This is a genomic window from Streptomyces sp. NBC_01210, assembly GCF_036010325.1.
Classification (GTDB): Bacteria; Actinomycetota; Actinomycetes; order Streptomycetales; family Streptomycetaceae; genus Streptomyces.
Genome location: NZ_CP108549.1, coordinates 6,425,270 through 6,440,650 on the forward strand (window position 1 = coordinate 6,425,270; position 15,381 = coordinate 6,440,650).

13 protein-coding genes and 1 pseudogene are annotated in these 15,381 nt (G+C 69.2%); 9 read left to right on the plus strand and 5 right to left on the minus strand.

The window, feature by feature from the left end:
• Positions 1-26: 26 nt before the first annotated feature.
• The gene (locus OG735_RS29395) at positions 27-674 is read right to left on the minus strand and encodes a TetR/AcrR family transcriptional regulator (RefSeq protein WP_442812630.1); all 648 of its coding nucleotides are present in this window, start codon (positions 672-674) and stop codon (positions 27-29) included.
• Between the two features lie 229 nt (positions 675-903).
• Here OG735_RS29395 and OG735_RS29400 point away from each other — a divergent pair, with 229 nt between their 5' ends.
• The 4 genes from OG735_RS29400 (at position 904) to OG735_RS29415 (ending at position 5,110) form a co-directional block, all read left to right on the plus strand.
• Entirely contained in the window at positions 904-1,881 is a 978-nt protein-coding gene (locus OG735_RS29400) for a tetratricopeptide repeat protein (RefSeq protein ID WP_327326149.1), read from the plus strand.
• Between the two features lie 653 nt (positions 1,882-2,534).
• Positions 2,535-3,188, plus strand: coding sequence for a DUF6230 family protein (locus OG735_RS29405; RefSeq protein WP_327326150.1), 654 nt, complete (start codon positions 2,535-2,537; stop codon positions 3,186-3,188).
• A 97-nt stretch (positions 3,189-3,285) separates the two neighbouring features.
• Positions 3,286-3,837: a DUF6114 domain-containing protein gene (locus OG735_RS29410; RefSeq protein ID WP_327326151.1), complete on the plus strand. Its 552-nt coding sequence runs from the start codon at positions 3,286-3,288 to the stop codon at positions 3,835-3,837.
• Positions 3,827-5,110, plus strand: coding sequence for a hypothetical protein (locus OG735_RS29415; RefSeq protein ID WP_327326152.1), 1,284 nt, complete (start codon positions 3,827-3,829; stop codon positions 5,108-5,110). Before OG735_RS29410 ends, OG735_RS29415 begins: the two co-directional genes overlap by 11 nt.
• A 192-nt stretch (positions 5,111-5,302) precedes the next feature.
• Here OG735_RS29415 and OG735_RS29420 read toward each other — a convergent pair whose 3' ends face one another.
• The gene (locus tag OG735_RS29420) at positions 5,303-6,196 is read right to left on the minus strand and encodes a LysR family transcriptional regulator (protein WP_327326153.1); all 894 of its coding nucleotides are present in this window, start codon (positions 6,194-6,196) and stop codon (positions 5,303-5,305) included.
• Between the two features lie 276 nt (positions 6,197-6,472).
• On the opposite strand from OG735_RS29420, the gene OG735_RS29425 reads away from it, so the two are divergent.
• The 4 genes from OG735_RS29425 (at position 6,473) to OG735_RS29440 (ending at position 9,480) form a co-directional block, all read left to right on the plus strand.
• Positions 6,473-7,153, plus strand: a complete 681-nt coding sequence (locus tag OG735_RS29425) for a CatB-related O-acetyltransferase (RefSeq protein WP_327326154.1) — start codon at positions 6,473-6,475, stop codon at positions 7,151-7,153.
• Positions 7,150-8,085, plus strand: a complete 936-nt coding sequence (locus tag OG735_RS29430; RefSeq protein WP_327326155.1) for a Vgb family protein — start codon at positions 7,150-7,152, stop codon at positions 8,083-8,085. The genes OG735_RS29425 and OG735_RS29430 overlap by 4 nt, the downstream gene beginning before the upstream one ends.
• On the plus strand, positions 8,082-8,429 hold the full coding sequence (locus OG735_RS29435) for a YciI family protein (protein WP_327326156.1): 348 nt from the start codon (positions 8,082-8,084) through the stop codon (positions 8,427-8,429). Before OG735_RS29430 ends, OG735_RS29435 begins: the two co-directional genes overlap by 4 nt.
• A gap of 115 nt (positions 8,430-8,544) precedes the next feature.
• Positions 8,545-9,480 (plus strand): GNAT family N-acetyltransferase, encoded by a 936-nt coding sequence (locus tag OG735_RS29440; RefSeq protein ID WP_327326157.1) that lies wholly within the window; start codon positions 8,545-8,547, stop codon positions 9,478-9,480.
• Between the two features lie 105 nt (positions 9,481-9,585).
• Here the strand turns inward: OG735_RS29440 and OG735_RS29445 are convergent.
• From OG735_RS29445 to OG735_RS29455, 3 genes and pseudogenes are all read right to left on the minus strand, one after another.
• A pseudogene (locus tag OG735_RS29445) lies at positions 9,586-9,693 on the minus strand (RNA polymerase subunit sigma-24); the annotation flags it as partial.
• Between the two features lie 105 nt (positions 9,694-9,798).
• Entirely contained in the window at positions 9,799-10,302 is a 504-nt protein-coding gene (locus OG735_RS29450) for a hypothetical protein (RefSeq protein WP_327326158.1), read from the minus strand.
• Between the two features lie 105 nt (positions 10,303-10,407).
• Positions 10,408-14,346, minus strand: coding sequence for a hypothetical protein (locus OG735_RS29455; protein ID WP_327326159.1), 3,939 nt, complete (start codon positions 14,344-14,346; stop codon positions 10,408-10,410).
• A gap of 362 nt (positions 14,347-14,708) precedes the next feature.
• Here OG735_RS29455 and OG735_RS29460 point away from each other — a divergent pair, with 362 nt between their 5' ends.
• On the plus strand, positions 14,709-15,377 hold the full coding sequence (locus tag OG735_RS29460) for a hypothetical protein (protein WP_327326160.1): 669 nt from the start codon (positions 14,709-14,711) through the stop codon (positions 15,375-15,377).
• Positions 15,378-15,381: the final 4 nt, after the last annotated feature.

Below are 15,381 nucleotides of genomic sequence, written 5' to 3' on the forward strand. Positions count from 1 at the left end.
TGAGGTCCGCTCTGCGTGAGGTCCGCTCAGCTCTGCAGGGACCCGATCCCCGACACCAGCATCAGGGTGAAGCGACGCGCCCACTCCTCGTCCACCGGCTCCGCGCTCACCAGCGCCCGATGAACCACGGCGCCCGCCACCACATCGAAGATCAGGTCCGTGTTGCGGGCTGCCGCCTCCGAGTCCTCCTCGTACGGCAGCTCGCCACGGGCCTGAGCGCGCTCCCGGCCCTCAACGACCAGGCGCTTCTGCCGGTCGACGATCGCCGAGCGGATCCGTACGCGCAGGGCGTCGTCGTTCGTCGACTCGGCGACCACGGCCATCAGCGCGGTCTTGGTCTCGGGCCGGTTCAGCAGCGCCGCGAACTGGAGCACCACGCCCTGCACATCGGCCGTCAGGCTGCCGCGGTCGGGGAGTTCGAGCTCGTCGAAGAGAACGGCGACGGCGTCGACGACGAGCTCGTTCTTGTTCGCCCAGCGGCGATAGAGGGTGGTCTTGGCGACTCCCGCGCGAGTGGCCACGTCCCCCATCGTCAGCTTCGACCAGCCCAGCTCGACGAGCGCCGCCCGGGTCGCGTCGAGGATCGCGGCGTCGGCCTCGGCACTGCGGGGGCGTCCCGTACGACCCGTACGTACGGCTTTGGGGCGGGTGTGGCTGCACATGACGGCGACCATACCGGCGGGTAGGCGATCTGCTGTGAGGCAGTTCACCGGAGGTTTCTCACATGCGGGCAGACACGGGAGAGCCGGTGCAGTTACGCTACGACTCGTAGCGAAAGCCTTGACCGGCTCCAGCGACAACCACTGACACCGGGTGGGGACCCGGTGTCGAACATTTTGGCCAGTACAGCGGTCTCTTGGCCGTATTTTTCACATGCGCGCGCGGAAGGGGGAGGATGTACTCATGCAGCCTAGGAACATGTCCATGAGCGGCGTCGTCGACCTCGCCGCGGTGAAGGCGGCCGGTGAGGCCAAGGCGAAGGCGGAACAGGCGCGCGCCGAGGCCGCCCGCCAGGGCGGCGGCGGTGCCGTAGCCCCTTCCAGCCTGGTGATCGACGTCGATGAGGCGGGCTTCGAGAGCGATGTCCTCCAGCGTTCCACCGAGGTCCCGGTCGTCATCGACTTCTGGGCCGAGTGGTGCGAGCCGTGCAAGCAGCTCAGCCCGGTGCTGGAGCGACTGGCGCAGGAGTACAGCGGCCGGTTCGTCCTCGCCAAGATCGACGTCGACGCCAATCAGATGCTGATGCAGCAGTTCGGGATCCAGGGCATCCCGGCGGTCTTCGCGGTGGTGGCCGGCCAGGCGCTGCCCCTCTTCCAGGGCGCGGCGCCCGAGGCCCAGATCCGCGCCACCCTCGACCAGCTGATCCAGGTGGCCGAGGAGCGCTTCGGGCTGACCGGTGTCGCCGTCGACCAGGACGTGTCCGGCGCGGAGGCGGAGGCAGCCCCCGCCGAGGTCCCCGAGGGTCCGTACGACGCTCTGCTGGAAGCCGCCGTACAGGCGCTGGACGCGGGCGACTTCGGCGGTGCGGTCCAGGCGTACAAAAACGTCCTCTCCGACGATCCGGGCAATACGGAAGCGAAGCTGGGCCTCGCCCAGGCCGAACTCCTCGCCCGTGTGAAGGACATGGACCCGGCGAAGGTCCGCCAGGAGGCGGCTGAGAACCCGACCGATGTGCAGGCGCAGATCGCCGCCGCCGATCTCGATCTGGTCGGCGGTCATGTCGAGGACGCGTTCGGACGGCTTGTCGAGACGGTGCGCCGCACGGCGGGCGAGGATCGGGACGCGGCACGGGTGCGGCTGCTCGAGCTCTTCGAGGTCGTCGGCCCGGATGATCCGCGGGTGACCGCCGCGCGTTCGGCGCTGGCGCGGGTGCTGTTCTGAGTCATGTTTGAAGGTCCTGTACGGAACGTTCCGTTCCACCAGGTCTGAGGGTTTTACGGCGGCGGCGCCGATCAGGCGCCGCCGCCGTTTTGGCGACAAGGTGACAGAACGCGGTCGCGCTTTACCAAAACTTGGTAAACGGATGCGTTGTTACTCGCAGTAAATGAACCCGCTTGTTCTGTCCGCTTATCGGCGGCAATCCTCCCTTCTGGCTGCCCCCTTGGCGGCACCCTGCGTTGCGGGGCGATATCAAGCGGTCGTTGCGTGGTTATCAGGCCGTTACTAGTGAGTAACGAACCCCCTTGTGTCGCGGCCGGGAATGGACCACGATCGGCCACGCTCGGTCCAATACCCACCAGCCCGGCCTCCAGCCGTGCCGCGGGATCTTGGGTCCCCACCGAGTGGATCGGCGGCAGTGGCGCCGGTCGCGGACAGGGGGGTTCCTGCTGAATGGCAGGGCCTGTCCGACAGGTTGTGCGTGATCAGTCAGGCGCGACCAGTGGTTGTCGCTCGGGGGTGATCGCCGGTGTTTCGGACGCAGCTCGCGCCTGAAAGTACAGGCGCTCTCCTTACCGAGGACGTAGCACTTCTCCCATCCCAGGACGGACACGAGAGTCCGGACCGGAGATGTACGTCCGAGAAGGAGGAAAGTCATGGAGTCTGTGGCGCGTGGCGGAACCAGATGGAAGCGGTTCGCCCTTGTCATGGTGCCGAGTGTGGCCGCAACGGCCGCGATAGGCATCGGTCTGGCACAGGGCGCGTTGGCCGCGTCGTTCGCTGTGTCCGGCCAGGAGTTCAAGGTCAAGGCCGGTCACCTCGACGGTCACGGCTTCGCCCAGTACGGCGGCGTCGACATGGGGTACGCGGATCTGAAGGGTGACGCGAAGACCGCCCACCCGGTGGCGATCTCGTCCTTCAAGAACGCCACCATCAACAACATGTGCCAGTCGGTTGTCACCGACGTGCCGTTCGTCGGCAAGGTCACTCTGCAGCTGAAGGCCGGCGGGGGGAAGACTCCGGTATCTGCGGAGAACCTCTACCTGGACGTGTCCGAGCTGGACGCGGACGCCACGTTCGAGAACATCGACATCGGCGTCGCGGCCAAGGACACGGGGCCGGGCAAGGGCAAGGGCCCTGTCGTCAAGGACAAGACGATCCTTGAGAACGGGTTCGCGCAGCAGGCCGACCGAGCCATCCTCGACAACGTCGAGCAGAAGGCGTGGGCGACGACTGCCGGCACGTTCAAGCTGAGCGGTCTGAGCATGCGTCTGCTCAAGGGCTCCGGCGACGGGGTCGAGTGCTACTGACGGTCATCCCGTCCGGGCGGGCGGGGAATGCTGAAACAGCCTTGCCCGCCCGCCTTTCTCTTTACACAGCAACGCCAGTTCCAGGGAGCTGTTTTCCATGAGCGCCGAGTCTGCAGTGTCACCGGGGCGGGACGAGCACTACATCCGCGCCATTCGGCGGATCTTCCGTACCTGGCGGGGGCAGCGGCCTTTCTGGGCGGGTCTGTTCACCGTGCTCGGCGGAATCCCTATCGCCTACTTGCCGTACGCGAGCTTCAAGCTCGGGCACATGACGCTCGCCATGTCGACGACCGCGGGTGCGGGTTCGCTGATCGTCGGCGTGTTGCTGGTCACCCTGGGACTGACGATGTGGTTCCACGCGATCGTCCGGGTGTTCGCGGGCGTCGCCTCAATTCTGCTGGCGCTGATCTCCCTTCCGATCGCCAACCTCGGCGGCTTCCTCATCGGTTTCCTGTTCTCGCTCATCGGCGGTGCGCTCGCGCTCTCCTGGGCCCCGGGAAAGCCCGCCGCGGAATCGGCTCCGGTCAAGGAGCCGGCGCCGGAGCCCGGTCCCGCGGAGGCACCCGTACCGGAGCAGTGGGACAGCTACGGCACGCACGCGCACGAGACAACCATCGAAGCCAACGGCGGGAGGAACAGTGCCGGGTGATGTCACACCGCTGACCACGGTGGGAGGCGATGGGACGCAGGCCAGAAAGGGGCCGCGGCACGCGGCCCCCCGCAAGCCCCTGCTGAACAAGCTCCAGATGCCGGCCGGCAAGGCGATAGCCCTGGCAGCGATGCCCACCGCCGTCTTCCTGGGCATGGGTCTCACCCCCAAGCTGGCACTCGCCGAGGACAAGGACATCCCGTTCGCCCCCGGCCCGTGCGTGACCCGCTCGGACGAGCCGTCGGCCTCCGAGTCGCCCAAGCCGTCGGACTCGGCGGAGCCGTCCGAGACGCCGTCGGAGAAGCCCGACCCGTCCGCCAGCAGTTCGGCGGGCGACAAGGACGAGCCGAAGCCGAGCACGACCCCGTCGGCCTCCGAGTCGAAGCCTGCGGACGCACCGGCGCCGTTGACGAACCCGACGACTCCGGCGCCCAGCGAGACGGCGACCAAGAACCCGCTCGACCCGCTGGGCGTGGGCGACGCGCTCAAGGACCTGTTCGACGGCCCCGACAAGGAGCCCACGGCCACCGCGACGCCGAGCGCGCCCGCGAGCACCGAGCCCGCCGACAAGCCGACCCCTTCGACGACGCCTTCCACCGAGCCTTCCGAGAAGCCGTCCACGAACCCCGCCGCGAAGGTGGGGGAGACGACGGACAAGGCCAAGGACGCGATCAAGGACGCGGCCGACAAGGCCGGGGCGACGACCGAGGAGCTGGACGACGCGGTCAAGGGCCTCGCCCCCAAGAAGGACGAGGACATCCCGGACGGCGCCAAGCCGCGCTTCCCGTGTCCGACGTCCGACCCGAAGGCCCTTGCCGCCGCGGACCTGGAGCAGGGCATCCCGCTGCTCCCGGACGACCCGTGGATCCTGGAGAGCTCGATGCTCACCCTGAAGGGCCTGGACTACAAGGGCATCGTCGAGGTGAAGACGGGCAGCGGCAAGGTCAAGAAGGTGCTGAAGTTCACGGCTTCGGGCGTCGACATCAAGGACCTCCACCAGCTGGTGGTCGGCCCTAACGGCACCACCGCGCACGTCGAGGCGGACAAGGGCTCCACGTCGACGATCACCAACGGTACGGTGACGATGTACACGGAGGAGCTGAAGGGCAACCTCTTCGGCCTCATCCCGATCACGTTCAGCCCGCAGACCCCTCCGCCGCTGAATGTTCCGTTCGCCTTCTTCACCAACGTGAAGGTGACGCAGGCCGGCCAGTTCGGCGGGACGCTGAAGGTTCCCGGCCTGCACAACTACTTCACCGGTGGCAACAACTAAGACCCGTCCGGGAGCCGCACAAGGCTGTGGGCCGCACCCCTTTCCGGGGGTGCGGCCCACAGTCGTGTGACGGCCGGTCAGTAACTCACGGCTCCGGACGCCGGCGACCGGCGGCCTGACCGGAGCGACCGATCGCGGACGGGCCGGGATGGGGGCCGAGGGGCACGACACCGACGCCGGCACATCCCGTCTCTACCGCCCAGTTGCGTCCCCGCAGTCCGTCGCCGCCTCGGCGAGTGCGCGTACCAGTGGGGTCGCGCGGTCCGTGCGCCAGATCAGGGCCCACTGGACGGGCGGGGCATCGTGGAGGGGCAGATAGACGACGTCGGTCTGCGCGTTGTAGCGCCGCCCCTCGTCGGGGACTGTGCAGACCGCGTCGCCTGCCGCGACGAGGGCGAGGATCTCGTAGAAGGTGGCGACGGCCGGGCCGCGGCGGACGAGGCGTCCGGCCGGTGTGCGGGCCGGCAGGACGGCGGTCTCCCAGTAGGCGGGAATGGGGCCGTTCAGGCGCGGCACGATGTGGTCGCCGAGCACCTCCAGGCTCACCGACTCCTGCCGGGCGAGCGGGTGATCCGCGGCCACCATCAGGTTGAGCGGTTCCTCGCGGAGCACCACTCCGACGGTCAGGTCCGGCTCGCGGACCGGCAGCCAGGTGGTCACCGCGTCGACCTCGCCGGCCCGCAAGGCTCCGAACGGATCGCTGAAGAACACTTCCCGGAACCGGAGTTCGGCGGACGGGTGCCGGGCTCGGAAGTGGGTCAGGACCGGGGTCATGTCGTGCATCTGTGCGCCCATAACCCCCAGCGTCAGCGTGCCGGCCGAGTGGCGGGCGATGGTGGTCACCTCCGCCATGGCTTCCTGGATGCCCTCGTATGCCGGCTTCAGCCGCTGGAGCAGCACCTCTCCGACGGGGGTCAGCCGCACATGGCGGCTGGTTCGCTCGAAGAGCTGGGCGCCGATGACGCGTTCCTGTTTCTTGATCGCCTGGCTGACACGGGCTGGGGAGACATGCAGGCGTTCGGCGCTGCGGCCGAAGTGGAGCTCCTCCGCGAGCGTCAGGAAGATCTCTATGTCCCGCAGTTCCATCCTGGTCCCCCGGATTCGTAAACCTCTGGGTTATCGACCATAACAAGATCGGCCGTTGTTCCCGGGCTGCCCGGTACGCATGCTGGGTACCGGGCCGGAAGGCCGCCTCCTGCAGGTGACATGAGCCGGCATGAGGCGGCAGGACCGGCCCGCTCAATTCGGCCCGACGACCCGAAAGGCGTGGACCGCGCGGAAGGCGCGTACCTCATCGGTCATGGGGCCTCGCCGCCCCGGGCTCCGCCCGCCGAGCACGAACCCCCACGGAGAGATTCCCGCGTGACATCTGACCCGAGCGCTGCCCAGACACCTGACCCGGCCACCATCCATCCACTGCCTGCCCACGAGAGGGTCGTCTTCCTCAAGCCACTGGTCGCCGGCACGAACGTCGTGGTGGGTGACTTCACCTACTACGACGACCCCGACGGCGCGACCGACTTCGTGCAGCGCAATGTGCTGTACGCCTACGGTCCGGAACGGCTGATCATCGGCAAGTACTGCGCGATCGCCACCGGCACCCGGTTCCTGATGGCGGGCGCCGACCACCCGTCGATGGGGGTGTCCACCTTCCCCTTCACCATGTTCGGCGGGGAGTGGACCGAGCGGACCCTCGACCTCGTCACGGGCATGCCCAGCCGCGGGGACACAGTGGTCGGCAACGACGTGTGGTTCGGATACGGAGCCACCGTGATGCCGGGGGTACGGATCGGCGACGGCGCAGTGATCGCGTCCGGAGCGATGGTCACCGCCGACGTGCCGCCGTACACCATCGTGGGCGGGAACCCGGCCAGGACGATCAGACAGCGCTTCGACGACAGCGGCATCGAACGGCTCGTGCGCGTCGCCTGGTGGGACTGGCCCGTCGAGCTGGTGACCGCGCACGCCCGGACCATCATGGCTGGTTCCCCGCGGGACATCGAGCGCATCGCCGCCGCCGAAGGTCTGGAGCAGCAGGAGTGACGACCCGGACAGTTGAGGAGTACGCGGTGTCCGGTCGCGACAGCGGCCCGTACGCGATCACCACCGGCCCGGACGGCGCGCTGTGGTTCACCATGGTGCACAGCGGCAGGATCGGTCGGCTCGTACCGGGACAGGAGCCGACCAGTCATCAGCTCGCCCCGGACAGCGGTCCGACGGTCATCAGCAACGGGCCGGACGGCGCACTGTGGTTCACCGAGTACCGGGCGCACCGGATCGGCCGGATCACGACGGCCGGCCGGGTGACGAAGTTCGCGCTGCCGACCGTGGAGTCCGGGCCCTTCGGTATCGCCGCGGGGCCGGACGGCGCGCTGTGGTTCACCGAGACCGCCGCCGACCGCATCGGCCGCCTCACCACCGACGGAACGGTCACGGAGTACCCGCTGCCGCGCACCGGCGCGTTCCCCTCCGCGATCGCCGCGGCGGGGGACGCGATGTGGTTCACGATGAACCAGGCCAACGCCATCGGCCGCATCGGCATGGACGGCCGCATCACGGTCCACGAGCTGCCCACCGAGGCGGCCGCACCGGTCGGAATCGCCACGGGCCCGGACGGGAGTGTCTGGTTCACCGAGATCGCGGCCGGTCAGATCGGTCGGAGAGCACCCGACGGCCGGATCACCGAGTACCCCCTGCCCGACCGCTCGGCCCGGCCGCACGCCGTCACCACCGACGCCGACGGCACGGCGTGGTTCACCGAGTGGGGCGGCAACCGCGTCGGCTCGATCACCTCCGACGGCACGGTCACCGTCCACGACCTGCCCACCCCGGCCTCCGAGCCGCACGGGATCACGGTGGGCCCGGACGGCGCCCTGTGGACGGCCCTGGAGACAGGCGCACTGGCCCGCATCAAACCGACCACCACCAGAACCACCATCACCCCCAAGCACACCGAACAGAGGAACGCCTCATGAAATACGCCCTCGTGATCTTCGAGACGCATGCGTCACGCGCCCGGATCCGGGCCGACCGCGACGCCTACCGGAAGGCGTACGAGACCTGGATCGGCGAGCTCGCGGCAGCGGGCAAGCTGGCGGGCGGCGACGCCCTCGACACCGAGCACCAGGGCCCCGTCACCGTGCGCAAGACGGCGGACGGATCCGTAGCGGTGACCGAGGGGCCCGTGCACAGCGGCGAGGAGACCCTCGGCGGCTGGTTCGTGCTGGAGGTGGCCGACCACGCCGAGGCCATCGAGCTGGCCCGCGGCTTCCCCACCCCGGAGGCGCTCGAAATCCGTCCGATCCTCGAATCGGCCTGAGCAGCATGCGGGCCTCGACGTCCTCTGCCCGGACACCCGGCGTGCCTGACCAGCACGACATCCCGGGTCCGGAGCGCTGTACCCCTTCACAGGAGTTGACTTGACTCTGACATCGGTGAGCTACCGACCTCTGACCGGCCCCGAGGAGATCGATCTCTTCTGCCGGCTCTCCTACGTCCTCGACCACGAACTGACCGACGACTTCGCCGGCGGCTGCCGCCGCCCCGAGTGGGCCTGGGTGGCCCTGGACGGCGACCGTCTCCTCGCCCGGCTCGCCTGGTGGACGACCCCGGGCGGTGACGTCCCGCTGCAGTTCGACTTCTTCGACGTCGACGACACGCTGCCCCAGGCCGACCGCGACGAGATCGGCCTGCGGCTGTTCAAGACGGCGACCGCGACCGTCTTCCCGGCGGGCGCAAAGCTGCCGGAGTACGGCCGCTTCGTCCCGCCCGACTGGCACGAGGACCCCGCAGCCCGCGAGGTGGTCGAATCCCGCACGCGCGTGCTGGAGAGCACGGGCGCACGGCTGCTGGTCGAGCGGCTGCGGCTGCAGTGGACCCCGTCGTCCCTCATCCCGGAGGCCAAGGGGCGTCTCGTCTTCCGCCCGGTGGCCGACTGTGAGGACCTCCTCGCCCTGATGGCCCCGGTCATGGAGGGCACCCTCGACGCCCACGGCCAGGCGCACCTGGCATCCGGACTGAGCCCGCGCGAGGCGGCGGAACGGCACTACGACGGAGAGTTCGCCAGGTTCAAGAGCCCGCACGAGTGGTGGCGCATCGCCGAACTCACCGACGGTGGCGGTCCGGTGGGCTTCGTGGTCCCGGCCCGCAACAGCTACCACCCGATCATCGCGTACATCGGTGTCCTGCCCGCACACCGCGGCAACGGCTACATCGACGAGATCCTCGCCGAGGGCACCCGCATCCTGGCCGCCGAGGGCGTCGACCGGATCAGGGCATCGACGGACCTCGGCAACGTCCCCATGGCGAAGTCCTTCGCCCGCGCCGGATACGTCAACTTCGAACGCTCCCTCAACCTGGTCTGGGACTGACCCCACCTGCCGCGTCTCCGGATATCCCCCAAACGATCTCCGGAGGCGCGGCAGGGGCCCGACCCGCGATGCGGATCAGGCCCCTGCCCGAAGGCCGTCACGGACTCAGCGCCTGACCGCGGTCTCCCGCTCGATGCGTGACAGTTCCTCGGGATTGCGTACGGCGTGGAGCCCGGTGATGAGGCCGTCGTCGATGCTCATCGCCACGACGGTGCCTGCACAACTACTTCACGGCGGCAAGACCCAAGACCCGTCCGGGAGCCGCTACAAGGCTGTGGGCCGCACCCCTTTCCGGGGGTGCGGCCCACAGTCGTTTCGTCATGACTGGCCGCACCAGTGAGTGAACTCCTGGGCGGTCACACCGTAGAGCAAGGCGTCGTCCTTGCCGGACTCCTCGTCGTCGCCGCCCGTGACGAACGTGAAGTGCACGGTCGCATGGGGGGCTTCGACTTCGAGTGTGAACTGGTCCGGGCGTCGCGTGATGGTCGTCCAGCTGACCCCCGCGACGAGGAGGCCGCTCTCGAGATGCCGGAACGTGGTCGACGCCTCGAGGGCCACGTACTCACCGAAGCGGTCGGCCGGGATGGTGACGGTGTCGTTCCAGGTCTCGAGTTGGAGGCTGTGCACGATCCGGCACTCGCACGCCTCCAGCCGCACATCCCCGTACCGGAGCCAGTACGGCCACTCGTGCTCCGAGGAGCCGCGCCCGGAGTCCGAGGGGCGGCCGTGTTTCTCGGCGAGCTCCTCCAGTGAGGCGAGAGGGCGGAAGTCGCCGATTCCTCCTGTCGCCGCAAGGGCGGTGAGAACGTTCGTAAAGCTCATGCGGGTCATGGTGTCAGTCCAGGTCAGCGAGGTGGTGCGGCGTGGTGCGGCCCTTCCGGCAGGAAGAGCCGCACCACTTTGTCCGGCCGCTCTACTAACGGTGGATCATTCGGCGCCCAGCGCCTTCAGTGCCTTGATGAGCTCCCGCATCTCGGACGCGCGGTTCTTGATGCAGCCCCAGTCGGCGCCCCAGTAGTTCTGCCAAGCGCCGCTCTTGTCCCGGTACTTCTTGCCCGGTGTGTTGAACTGCTTCTCAGCATCCCTGGCGATGTCGTGCAGCCGCTGACGGGTGTACGGATCGTTTCTTACCGCTTCGACGGTGGCCTCGACCTCCTTCGGCGTCGCGAGCCTCGCGACACCTTCGACGGCCACGCCCATGATGTCGCCGTTTCCGTCGCCCATGATCGTCACCTCGGCCTCCTTGAGGTTCGGCGACTTCTTGAGGTTGATGTGCGCACCCTTGGTGCAGAAGTCGCTGTACAGCTGTCCGACGTGGTCGATGCCGCAGAACTTCTTGGCCTTCCCCTTGGCAGCGAGGGCCACCTTCCCGTTCGGGACGGTCCTGGCGCTCTTGCCGCTCGCCGGGGCGAGGCCCGCCGCTCCCTCTGCTCCCTCGACGATGCACTCGGCGAGTTCGCCCTTGCGGTACTTCTCGATGATCGCCTTGAGCTGCTTGAGGATCTTCCTGCCCCATTGGGCCTTCTCGAAGAACTTGGCGACACCGCTGGTGATGGCGACGATGGCCTTGCTGACCGCCGGGATCTTCCCCAGCACCGCCACAAGACTCGCGACGTCGACCAGTGCCCAGAGGCAGCTCTCGATGTCACCCTGGCCGAAGCAGCGCTTGACGTTGTTCACGCCGAGCACTTCGAGAAGGATCTCGCCTCCGTTCTCCTTGACCCAGTCGACGATGCTCTTGTTCATGGCCGCGAGCGCCTCGCGGTAGTCGTCCACGCAGGACTGGCCGCACTCGGCGAGCAGGATCGCCTCTTCGTCAGCGCTGAGACCGGGTTCGAGGGGGCCGTCGGTACCCGTGTCGCCGTTCTCCATCGCGGCCTTGCGAGCCGCTTCCTGCCGCTTGCGCTCGTCCGCCTCGGCGCGGTCGGCCGAGGCGTCCGCGTCCTTCGCCGCACCCTCGGCGTTGTTCGCGGCGGTCTCGGCAGCCGTGGCGTCCTTCTCCGCCTTGGTCGCGGTGGCCTGGGCGCTCGACGCGTCCGCTTCCGCGGCCGTCGCCGAGGAACGGGCGCTCGCCGCGTCGCGCTCGGCGTCTGTGGCCTCGCGGTCTGCCGCTGCGGCCTCGGACTCGGCGTCGTTCGCCGCGGATCCGGCGTAGACGGCATCGGTGCCGGCCTGCTGGTCGTACTTCTGAGCGTTGGCGTCAGCCTTCCTGGCGGCCGTGGCCGCCTTCTCCGCCTCCGCCGCCGAGGTGCGGGCCGCCGCTACGGAGGCCAGCGCCTTGGCCGCGTCGGCCGCTGCCGCCGCGGCTGCCTGCGCCGCGATCTTCGCGTCTCCCGCGGCCTTGTCCGCGAGGGCCTTCGCATCGGCCGCCGCCTTCGCGGCCTCGTCCGACTTGGCCTTCGCGGCGGCAGCCTGCTGCTCGGCCATCGTCTTGGACGTCTGCCCCACGAGGACTGCGAAGGCGGCGGACGAATCCGCCTCCTGGTACGGGGCACCGACAGCGATGGCTTCGTCGGCCGCCTTCGTCACCGCACTCGCCGCGTCGCGCGCGGCCGTTGCCGCCTGACCGGCGGCGAAGGCGAACCCGGCCGTCTTCGCGGCCCAGGCGGCGGTCTTGGCCGCTTCCTCCTTCGCCCCCGTGGCCTCCTGACGCGCCTTGACGGCCGCCGCCTGAGCCTTCTTCGCCTCGGCCTCGGCGTTCTTGGCATTCGCCTTGGCAGCCGCTGCCGCGTCGATCGCGTCTGCTGCGGCCGCGTGTGCGGTCGCCGCGGCAGCATGCGTGGTCATGTACGCGGACCAGGCACTGTCGGCGGCCGCACGGGAGCGCGACGCCGCGCCCTGTGCGCGGGTTGCCGCCGCACGCGCGTTCACGGCCGCGGTGGACGCCTCATTGGCCGCGGTACGTGCCCGAGTGGCGGCGGAGGACGCCTCGTTGGCCGCGGTACGCGCCTCGGTCGCCGCCTCGCGCGTCTCGCCCGCGGCGGCGGTACCCTCGGCCGCAGCCGCGGCCGCCTCAAGAGCCGCGGCGCGCGAAGCGGTCGCGTTCTTCTTCCGCTCGGCCTCCGCGGCAGCGTCCCGGGCGTAGTAAGCCTCCGCCTCGGCGACTTCGGCCTGTCGACGCTTGTCGGCCGCCGTCGTTCCGGCGGATTCGGCCGCCGAGCGCGCCCGCCCCGCCGCGTCCCGCTCCGTCGCGGCCGTCTGCTCGGCCGTCGCGGCCTTCTCGCGCTCACGCGTGGCGTTGGCATGCTCCCGCGCCGCGTTCGCCTTCTCCTTCTCGGCGATTCCGCGCTGCTTCTTCGCCTCGGCAGCACCCGTCTGCGCGGTCTTCTCCGCAGCCTCCGCCGTCGCCTGAGCAGTCTTCGCCTTCGTCGCGTTGGCCGCGGCCTCCTTGGCCTGCGCCGCCGCCGCCGCTGCCGCAGACTTGGCCTGAGCCGCCGCCTCCTGCGCCGCGGCCTTGCGGAATTCGGTGTTCAGCGCGTGCGACTGCGTCTTGGCGAGGGCAAGCAGGGCCTGGCTGTCGGCAGCGGTCGCCTTGGCCGCGTTGGACGCGGTCAGGGCGGTCTTCGCGGCCGCCTGTGTGGCCGCGTACGAAGCCTTGGTGACCTGGACCGACTGCTGGCCGTACATCAGTCCGCGGCCACGAGGGGTCTTGGCCGCGTCCGCGATGGTCCACGCAGCGCTCTGAGCGGCGGTTGCCTTGTCCGACGCCGTCTTCGCCGCGGTCACGGCCTTGTCGGCGATCGGGACTTGCGCGGCCGCGGCCTTACGGGCCGCGGTCAGGTCGGCCGCCGCCTTGGTGAACACGGCAGGCTTCGGCTTGAGAATGCTGTCGGGCCGGGCTGCCCAGTACTTCTGGAAGAACAGAATCTGGTCGGCCTGCCAGGCCTGCCGGATCGATTCGAGCATCGCCTCGGTGGCGGCGCGGGCCTGCTTGGAGGCCTCCATCTCCGCAGCGACGATCTCGCCGCGCTGCTTGGCCTGGGCGGCGTACTCCGCCTCCCACTCACCGTGGGCTTCGAGTACTACGCCGGACAGGGCCCGGTAGTGGTCGATGGGGTTGGCGCTGTCACAGACCGCCCATGCGACCTTCAGCTGCTCGACCTCGGCGCGGAACTCCGGTGAGTCCGGCTCCGGGGCCTTCTTGAGGAAGCCGCCGAAGCGCAGGAAGGTGGCGATGTCATTGGCTGATCCTGGTGTGCCCTTGCCACCCACGCCGAACAGCTCGTCGCCCGCGTAGGGCTTGTACGCCGCCCCGAAACTGTCGTCGGTGGTGTCGAAGGCGTCGAGGACACTCTTTGCCTTGTCCAGGGATGCCTTGCCGGGAAGCGGCTTGGCGTCCTCGAACGTCTTGTAGTAGATGTCGCGCTGCTTGCCGAAGGTGAAGGCGAGGATGTCCTCGCCGAACTCCGGCGCGTGGTAGTCCCGTCCGCCCGAGCTGTTGTCGGCGGCGTAGGGCTTGTTGGTCTCATTGAGCTTGGCCTGGCGGGCCGCGAAGGTGCCCCCGTAGGCCTGGCCCGCCTCCTTGTCCCGGTCCAGGGCCTGTCCGAGCGGCCCGAAGCTCCAGTCCTTGATCGCCGCGTGGACATCCGAGTCCGTCCCCGACAGCGCCTTGTTCGCGACGGTCTTCATCTCCGGACCGCCGTAGTGCACGCCCCGCGACACCTGGCAGCGGTCCTTCCGGGCTTCCGCGCCCAGACTGATCCGTAGTGTCCGCTGGTACGGGTCGGTCGGGTTGTCCCCCGGCTCGTCCGCCTGGGCGGGTACCGCGTACACCAGGCCCATCAGGATCGAGGATGCGGTCGCCAGAGCGGTGCCGGCGATCCCCCGTGCCCAGGCGCGTCTGGCGCGTCTGTTTCTCGGCAGCATTGTTCTTCGCACTTCTCAGCCTGTCTTCTCGGCAAAAGGTCGGCCCAGGAAGGAAGCGCGGAATCAGGGAACCCATGTGGTCTGATGGGTCGTCAAAACTGCTCTGGTCAGAGCGAAAAGGCCCCAGGGCGCACCCATGGGGCACGCCCTCCCCCCCGCCTTCCCCCGAAGGCGTGTTGATCATTACACGGGTGGCCCGAAGGCGAAAAGGGCTGAGAGCCGTCCCGCCCGTCGTCCACCTGCGGACGCGCCAAGTGGAGGGGGCTCGCTCGGTACCGTGACGAACACGCTTTGGCCGCACGAGCTCGAAGTCGCCAACGCCGAGTGGACGTGGATGCCGGAGCAGGACGGAGAGCGGGATCATGGCAAAGCCCCATCAGGAGTTCGGCATCGACTTCGGGCTCAGCGGACTCATCAAGTGGTTCCGCTATCCGCCGGTCGGGAACGAGGCCGCCGGGCTGGACGTCATCGCGAGCAGCGCGGACCGGTACGAGGGCGCGTTCGCGCGCCGGCTCCTGGAAGATGCCCTCCGGCTGCTGGATTCACCGCTGTCCGGCCAGGCGGTTACCACGCTCTGGCTGGCGGGGACGTTCCGGGGCTTCGACCTGGAGCGCCTCGGTATCGACGGCCGGCAGTGGCTGCGCCGGATTGCCGACATCTGCACTTCCCGGATCCGCCGGGACGACCCCTCCTTCGCGCCCACCGCTCCCGGGGCCGTTCCGGCCGGGGGGCTGAGCGACGCCGTCCTGGCCGAGATCCGCGCGGTCGGCGCGGCCTTGGAAGCCACCAGTGCCAACCACTCCTACAGCGCGGTCCCGTATGTGGTGCCCACGCTGGAGCGGGTCGTCACCGAGGTGGACCCGGAGCTGGGCTTCCGGCTCTTCCTGCGGGCGATGAAGGCGTTCTTCGTGCCGATCAGTGATGCCACGTACGACCGCTACGTCGCGCTCGGCAAACTGCTCGGCCTTGACGAGGCCGTTGTCGACGACGGGGACTTCAACTGGTTGGACCAGGGGCTGGGCCCGCGGTAGGCAA